Genomic DNA, 7,790 nt, shown 5'->3' with positions numbered 1-7,790 from the left:
GCGGTGATGAGGGTCTCCCAGTTGTCCGCCAGAGCCGGACTGGGCTGGGGGATCGGCCGACCGGCCCGGCACCCCGGGCGGCAGCGGTCGCCGGGGCACGGCGCCGGATCTGATGGAGCTGCTGCCCCAGTGGCTCGCGGCGGCGAACACGCACGGTTTCGCGGCGCCTCCGCAGACACTGCCCGCGCTGCTCGACGCGGCCAGGGGGCGTACGGACCTGCGTCCGGCGGCGCTGGAGTTCGCGGGCCCGCGCGCGCTGTGGCTGGCCCGGCTGAACACGGACTGGCGGTTCGCCCTGCGCTCGGCCCCGGGCGGGGGCACGGCCCTGCCCGGCGCCGACGAGACCGAGCGGATCCAACAGCTGTGGCAGGAGGGCCTGTTCGCCGAGCGGGTCTCCCTCCTCTCGGCGATACGCGCGCGGGAGCCCGCTGCCGCCCGGGAACTGCTGGAGAAGACCTGGCCGACGGAACGCGCCGAGGACCGGCTGATGTTCCTCGACTCGCTCCGCACGGGACTGTCCGCCGAGGACGAGCCTTTCCTGGAGCGGGCGCTGGCCGACCGCAGCCGCAATGTTCGTGCGACGGCGGCGGAGTTGCTGTCCGCGCTGCCCGACTCGGCGCTCGCCGCGCGGATGGCGGTCCGGGCGGGAGCGTGCGTGGCCGTCGACCACACGAACAGCGCCGGCCACACCGACAGCACGGCCGCCGGCAAGCGCGGTACGAGTGGCTGGCCCTCGCGTGCCGTCGAGGCATCGCACGAACGCGACGCGGGCAAGGAACGCGCCGGCGCCGCCGGCGAGGGCGGTACGAAGGACAGGCCCGCGCTCGTCGTCGAGGCACCGCACGAGTGCGACGCGGGCATGGAGCGCGACGGCGTCGTGGCCAAGGCCCCGGCGGGACGCGGCGAACGGTCCTGGTGGCTCGGCCAGTTGGTGGAGGCCGCCCCGCTCGGCTCCTGGTCGGAGCGGCTCGGCGGGCGCACTCCGGAGGAGATCGTGGCACTGCCGGTGGCCGACGACTGGCGGGCCGAACTGCACGCCGCGTGGTGCCGGGCGGCGGTCCGGCAGCGGGACGCCGACTGGTCCCGGGCTCTTCTCGGCGCACCCTCGACACCCGAGGCCGGCGGGCCCGGTGCGGTGTCCCTGGCGGAGCGGGCGAAGCTGCTCGCGACGCTGGACTCCACCGAACGGGCCGAGTGGGTCGCGGGGTTCATCGCGACCCACGGCCTGTCGGAGGCGTTCCAGCTGCTCGGGGTGTGCGCGGTGCCCTGGGCTCCGCCGCTCGGGCGGGCAGTGGTCGACGCGCTCAACATCGCCCGGGACGCGGGAAGTTACCCCTGGAGCTTCAGCGGCGTGATGGGCCTGGCGGAACGCTGTCTGGACCCCTGCGAGGCCGGCCACCTCGACGGCCTGCTGGCGGTCCCGGACGAGGGGGAGGACGCGTCACCGGGCGCGGGAAGCTACTGGGCGGAGGCGTTCCAACGCCTCGTGGGCACGTTGCGCCTGCGCGCGGCCATGGCGGAGGAACTGGCGCCGAGTGGGAAGGAGGAAGAAGCCTGAACCGCGACCACGAACCACCTGTACCCCAGAACCCCGGACCCCGCACCCCGAACACACGCCCGCCTACGCCCCCGCCGACTCCCGCACATTCCCCCGCACCCACTCCACCACCGAAGCCGTGGTCGCCCCAGGCGTGAAAATCTCCGCGACCCCCTTCTCCTTCAGGGCGGCGATGTCCGCCTCGGGAATGATCCCGCCGCCGAAGACCTTGATGTCGGCCGCGTCCCGCTCCGCCAGGAGGTCGATCACGGCGGCGAAGAGCGTGTTGTGGGCCCCGGAGAGGACGGACAGCCCGATCGCGTCGGCGTCCTCCTGGATCGCCGTGTCGACGATCTGCTCGGGAGTCTGGTGGAGCCCGGTGTAGATGACCTCCATACCGGCGTCCCGCAGCGCCCGCGCGATCACCTTGGCGCCGCGGTCGTGCCCGTCGAGCCCCGGTTTCGCCACCACCACGCGGATCGGACCGCCGGCCACACCCATCACTGCCTCCATGAAGTACATGAAGTGAACGAACGTTATGTCCAGCATCCCGCAACCCGCAGTTTCACGACGATCGGCGAGGGGGAAATCACACGGTGGGACACGTTCGCCGCGCACCGTTGCCTTCACCGGAACGGAGCAAGGGGAGCCGCATCGAGGTCGTCGCACCACCGCGCCGCGAGCCGCGCGCCGTGGCGGTGCGGTGGCTCGGAGATGGCACGAAGGGCGGAAAGGGCACGACAGCGGGGAGCTTCGTCGCCATACAGGCAAGGAGCCTCTCCACCCCTCGGCGTCACACACGCCGCACGCCCCCTCGTACACCACCGACGCCACCACAGGCCGCCCTCGGCGCGACCCCCCACTAGGGCACACGGGGGACAGAGAAGTCCTCCCGCGTGCCGACAGGAGGTCGGCCATGAAGGTCATCCGGGCAGTACAGCCGCTGCTGCCGCTCTGCGAGCGCGTCCTGCCGAGCAGGCTGGCGGGGCTCTCCATCACCCTCCTGAAGGCGACCGCCCTGGAGATCGCGATCCTGGCGGGACATCTGCTGCTCTATCCGTCGGGCATCGCCCAGGAACGCCGGGCCACGGCCACGGACCCCGCCGCCCCCTCCACGCTCCCCGAGACCCCCACCACCACCCACCTGCCGACGGAACCGAAACCCCCGGTCGTCCTCCTGCACGGCTTCATCGACAACCGCTCCGTCTTCGTCCTGCTGCGCCGTTCCCTCGCCCAGCACGGCCGACAGCAGGTCGAGTCGCTGAACTACTCGCCGCTGACCTGCGACATCCGCACCGCGGCCGAGCTGCTCGGCCGGCACATAGAGGAGATATGCCGGCGTACGGGCCACCCGCAGGTGGACATCGTCGGGCACAGCCTGGGCGGTCTGATCGCCCGCTACTACGTGCAGCGGCTCGGCGGCGACTTCCGCGTCCGCACGCTCGTCACTCTCGGCACCCCGCACTCCGGCACCCGGGTCGCCCCGCTGGCCGACGCGCACCCGATCGTCCGCCAGATGCGCCCCGGCTCGCAGGTCCTCGAGGAACTGCGCCTGCCCGCCCCCGGCTGCCGTACGCGCTTCGTCAGTTTCTGGAGCGACCTGGACCAGCTGATGGACCCGCCCCAGACGGCCTGCGTCGACCACCCGGACCTGCTGGCGCAGAACGTGCAGGTCACCGGCGTCGGCCATCTCGCCCTGCCCGTGCACCCCGCCGTCGCGACCGGAATAAGGCAGGCCCTCGACCAGAGCGACGCCCCCGTCGCCACCGGAGCACAGGCCGGAGCGCAGACCGGCGGACTGACCGTGGCGTAACCCCGCGCACAGGCGGCTCAGCACCACCGAGAAGGCGACTCAGCACCACCAGAATTCGAACAATCTTCGAACGCCAGGCCAAACCCGTGCCCGCAGTCCCCCGAAACACGGCCGAATGCCCGTTTCCCGCAGGCACGAAACCTGCGGAAGATTGTCGCGCCCGCATACCGCCGGGTACAGTCGCCGCACTGCTCTGCCAGCTCTGCCAGCCCCTGTTGTCGAGGCGAAAGAGAAGTTGGTGAACGAACGTCACCCGTCGGGGACCATGACCACCCCGGCTCCGGCTTCCGATGCCGCGACAGCGCATTACGCGTCGTACGGCACCCAGGAAGTCCCTTTCGGTGACTTCACCACGTACGACCCCACCTTCGCCAACGGTTTTGACGCGGGTATGGGCACGGGTACCGGCACCGGCACTTTTGCCGCCGACCCGCTCTTCGGCAACATGCCGGCCGACGACACCACCGGTTCGTACGACAACTCCCAGTGGTCCACCGGCAGTCACCACACCCTGAACTACGACCCGTACGCGGCCCAGCACCACGCCGCCTACGACACCGGGGCGTACGACACCACCACCTGGGCGCCCGGCTACCAGCAGCTCGCCGACATCCCCGCCCAGTCGCCGCCCCCGGGCGCCGAAACCAGTGGCCAGTGGGACGCGAACGCCTGGCTCCAGCCCGAACAGGCCGGCCAAGCCGACCAGACCCAGCAGTGGGCGTGGGGCACACAGGTCTCCGACACCGGTGTGTACGACGCCACGCAGTGGAACTCGGACAGCGGCCCGAGCGGCACGTCCGCCGAGTACGACCACGAGCGTGAGCACGAGTACGACCAGCAGGCCACCGCGATGTTCGAGCAGATCGCGGACGTGCCGGACGTACCGGAGTACGACCAGCACGCTCTCGCCCACGACGAGTCGGACCTCGTCGCCGACGGCGAACTGCCCGCCGAGACACCGCTGCTCGACGGCCAGGAAGAGACCGCCCCGAGCACTGCACCCACCGGCGGGCGCGCGGCGTCCCGTACGGCGGCGCGCAACGCGGGCCGGTCCCGGCGTCGTACCCCGGCCAAACGTTCCGCCCTGCTGACCGTCGCCGTTCCGTCCGCCTGTGTGATGGGCGTCGCGGGCATCGCCGCCGCCTCCGTGGGCGGCATGAGCGACGACGAGCAGAACACGACGGCGTCGGCCTCGGACGGCGTCGCCGTGAAGCCGTCCACCGCGAACAACAAGCTGGACTCCCAGCTGGAGAGCCTCTCCGCGGGCGCCGACGACTTCGCCGACCGGGCCAGCCGGACGCAGGAACGCATCGACCTCAAGGCCCAGCAGCTCGCCGACAAGAAGGCAGCGGCGGCGGAGGCGGCCCGCAAGGAGCGCCTGCGCCCCAAGTACGCCCTGCCCGTCGCGCAGAAGGGCCTCAGCGCCTACTTCGGCCAGGCCGGCATCAACTGGATGTCCGTGCACACCGGAATCGACTTCCCGGTCTCGTACGGCACGACGGTCATGGCCGCGACCGACGGCACCGTCCGCACGCAGTGGAACAGCGCGTACGGCAACATGATGATCGTGACCGACAAGGACGGCACGGAGACGTGGTACTGCCACCTCTCCAGCTACCAGGTCGCGTCCGGTACGACGGTCAAGGCCGGCGACGCCATCGCGTACTCCGGAAACTCCGGCAACTCGACCGGCCCACACCTCCACTTCGAGGTCCGCCCGGCAGGCGGCTCAGCAATCGACCCCCTCCCGTGGCTCCGCAGCCACGGCCTGGACCCGACGTAACCGGCAGCCGCGCACCTGATGCCCCGCCAGGGGCGCTCAGGGGCGCGGGGAACTGCGCGACAAGCCCCCACCGGCCCGCAGGCGAATAAACCGCGCCCGAGCGGAGCGCTAAAGCTTCTCCACCGGCGCATACCGCAACAGCAACCGCTTCGGCTTCTCCTCACCGAAGTCCACCGTCGCCTCCGCGTTCGAACCGGTCCCCTTCACACCCACCACGGTCCCCAGACCGAACTGGTCGTGCGTGACCCGATCCCCCACCGCCAGCGCGACAACCGGCTTCTCCGCACCACCCCGCCGCGTGGCGAAGCCCGACGCCCCCGAGGCCGCGGAGCGCGAGCGCGAGGACGACAGCGAGGACGCCACCCCGGAGACGGGGCCCGAGGACGACGCCGGAGCCATCCCGCCCGTGCGCTTCCACTCCAGATGCGTCGTCGGGATCTCCTCCAGGAACCGCGAGGGCGGGTTGTACGAGGGCTGCCCCCACGCACTGCGCAGCGACGACCGGGTCAGATACAGCCGTTCACGCGCGCGCGTGATGCCGACGTACGCGAGCCGCCGCTCCTCCTCCAGTTCCTTGACCTGGCCGAGGGCACGCATGTGCGGGAAGACGCCGTCCTCCATGCCGGTCAGGAACACCACAGGGAACTCGAGGCCCTTGGCGGTGTGCAGGGTCATCAGGGTGATGACGCCGGAGCCGTCGTCGTCCTCGTCGGGGATCTGGTCGGAGTCGGCGACCAGGGCGACCCGCTCCAGGAACGCGGCGAGCCCGACCGGGGCCGCCGCCTCGCCCTCGGCGGGCTGTTGGGAATCATCCGCCTGCGCGGACTCCTGCTCGAATTCCAGGGCCACCGCCGCGAGTTCCTGGAGGTTCTCGATCCGGGTCTCGTCCTGCGGGTCGGTGGACGCCTGCAACTCGGCGAGATAGCCCGTGCGTTCGAGCACCGCTTCGAGGACGGTCGCCGGGCCCGCGCCGGACTCGACGATCGTACGGAGGTCCTCCATCAGCGTGTTGAACTTCTTGACCGCGTTGGTCGAACGCGACGCCATCCCGTACGCCTCGTCCACCCGCCGCAGCGCCGCCGGGAAGCTGATCTTCTCGCGCTGCGACAGCGCGTCGATCATCGCCTCGGCACGCTCCCCGATACCCCGCTTGGGGACGTTGAGGATCCGCCGCATCGGCACCGAGTCCTCCGGGTTGGCGAGGACACGCAGGTAGGCCAGGACGTCCCGGACCTCCTTGCGCTCGTAGAAGCGGACGCCGCCGACGACCTTGTAGGGCAGGCCGACGCGGATGAAGATCTCCTCGAAGACACGGGACTGGGCGTTGGTCCGGTAGAAGACGGCGACATCGCCCGCCTTCGCGTCGCCCGCGTCCGTCAGTCGGTCTATCTCCTCGGCGACGAACTGTGCCTCGTCGTGCTCGGTGTCGGCGACGTAGCCGGTGATCTGCGCGCCCGCACCCGCGTTGGTCCACAGGTTCTTGGGGCGGCGGGACTCGTTGCGCTCGATGACGGCGTTGGCGGCGCTCAGGATCGTCTGCGTGGAACGGTAGTTCTGTTCGAGCAGGATCGTCGTCGCGTCCGCGTAGTCCTCCTCGAACTGGAGGATGTTGCGGATCGTCGCGCCCCGGAAGGCGTAGATCGACTGGTCGGCGTCACCCACGACACACAGCTCGGCGGGGCGCAGGTCGTGCTCGCTGGGCGGTACGTCCACCGGGTGCTCGGCGGTGCCGACGAGTTCCCGTACGAGCGCGTACTGGGCGTGGTTGGTGTCCTGGTACTCGTCGACGAGTACGTGCCGGAAGCGGCGGCGGTAGTGCTCGGCGACGTCCGGGAAGGCGCGCAGCAGGTTGACCGTCGTCATGATCAGGTCGTCGAAGTCGAGCGCGTTGGCCTCGCGCAGCCGCGACTGGTACATCGCGTACGCCTGGGCGAGGGTCTTCTCGAAACCGTCGCTCGCCTGGGCGGCGAAGTCCTCCTCGTCGATCAGCTCGTTCTTCAGGTTGGAGATCTTCGCGCTGAAGGACTTGGGCGGGAAGCGCTTGGGGTCCAGGTCCAGGTCGCGGCAGACGAGCGCCATCAGGCGCTTGCTGTCGGCCGCGTCGTAGATCGAGAAGGAGGACGTGAAGCCGAGCCGCTTGCTCTCCCGCCGGAGGATCCGTACGCACGCGCTGTGGAACGTCATCACCCACATCGCGTTCGCGCGCGGGCCGACGAGCTGCTCGACGCGCTCCTTCATCTCGCCTGCGGCCTTGTTGGTGAAGGTGATCGCGAGGATCTGGCCGGGGTGGACGCCCCGCTCGCCGAGCAGATACGCGATGCGGTGCGTGAGTACACGTGTCTTGCCGGAGCCTGCGCCCGCCACGATGAGCAGGGGGGTGTCGGCGTGCACGACGGCCGCGCGCTGGTTCTCGTTCAACCCGTCCAGGAGCGCGGCCGGGTCCACCACGGGGCGTGGGGCGCCGTCGCGGTAGTACGCGTCCCGGTCCGGCGGCGCGTCGAACTGCCCGCCGAACAGGTCGTCCGGAACGGGCTCCGGCACATGCTCGTCCTCGGGCGGCGGGGGCTCCTCCTCATGGGCACGAGGGCCCTGGAGGTCCGCCAGGAAGCTGTCGTCAAAGAGGCTGCTCATCGCTCTCCGAGTCTAGGCTCCCCCAC

5 protein-coding genes are annotated in these 7,790 nt (G+C 70.8%); 3 read left to right on the top strand and 2 right to left on the bottom strand.

Features of this window, described 5'->3' with window-relative positions; all coding sequences use genetic code 11:
- Positions 1-112 precede the first annotated feature (112 nt).
- A complete protein-coding gene (locus ACWCRB_RS23830; protein WP_450997958.1) occupies positions 113-1,558 on the top strand; it encodes a DUF5691 domain-containing protein in 1,446 nt (481 codons plus the stop codon).
- 63 nt (positions 1,559-1,621) lie between these two features.
- Here the strand turns inward: ACWCRB_RS23830 and ACWCRB_RS23825 are convergent, their stop codons facing one another.
- Complete coding sequence (locus ACWCRB_RS23825) at positions 1,622-2,038, bottom strand: cobalamin B12-binding domain-containing protein (RefSeq protein ID WP_235479934.1); 417 nt, start codon at positions 2,036-2,038, stop codon at positions 1,622-1,624.
- 415 nt (positions 2,039-2,453) lie between these two features.
- Here ACWCRB_RS23825 and ACWCRB_RS23820 point away from each other — a divergent pair, with 415 nt between their 5' ends.
- Together ACWCRB_RS23820 and ACWCRB_RS23815 are read left to right on the top strand one after the other, a co-directional pair.
- Entirely contained in the window at positions 2,454-3,350 is an 897-nt protein-coding gene (locus ACWCRB_RS23820) for an esterase/lipase family protein (RefSeq protein WP_450997957.1), read from the top strand.
- Positions 3,351-3,588: 238 nt separating this feature from the next.
- Complete coding sequence (locus tag ACWCRB_RS23815) at positions 3,589-5,133, top strand: M23 family metallopeptidase (protein ID WP_450997956.1); 1,545 nt, start codon at positions 3,589-3,591, stop codon at positions 5,131-5,133.
- 108 nt (positions 5,134-5,241) lie between these two features.
- Here ACWCRB_RS23815 and pcrA read toward each other — a convergent pair whose 3' ends face one another.
- Positions 5,242-7,764, bottom strand: a complete 2,523-nt coding sequence (gene pcrA / locus ACWCRB_RS23810) for a DNA helicase PcrA (protein ID WP_450997955.1) — start codon at positions 7,762-7,764, stop codon at positions 5,242-5,244.
- Between the last annotated feature and the right edge of the window lie 26 nt (positions 7,765-7,790).

The sequence above is a fragment of the Streptomyces sp. NPDC002156 genome, from assembly GCF_053593675.1.
Note: the sequence above shows the minus strand (reverse complement) of the source record. Positions and strands in the feature narration are given on the sequence as shown.

Bases quoted from the DNA above. Each gene is read 5' to 3' on its own strand.
- ACWCRB_RS23830 (WP_450997958.1), top strand. From the start codon at position 113: ATGGAGCTGCTGCCCCAGTGGCTCGCGGCGGCGAACACGCACGGTTTC.
- ACWCRB_RS23825 (WP_235479934.1), bottom strand. From the start codon at position 2,038: ATGGGTGTGGCCGGCGGTCCGATCCGCGTGGTGGTGGCGAAACCGGGG.
- ACWCRB_RS23820 (WP_450997957.1), top strand. From the start codon at position 2,454: ATGAAGGTCATCCGGGCAGTACAGCCGCTGCTGCCGCTCTGCGAGCGC.
- pcrA (WP_450997955.1), bottom strand. From the start codon at position 7,764: ATGAGCAGCCTCTTTGACGACAGCTTCCTGGCGGACCTCCAGGGCCCT.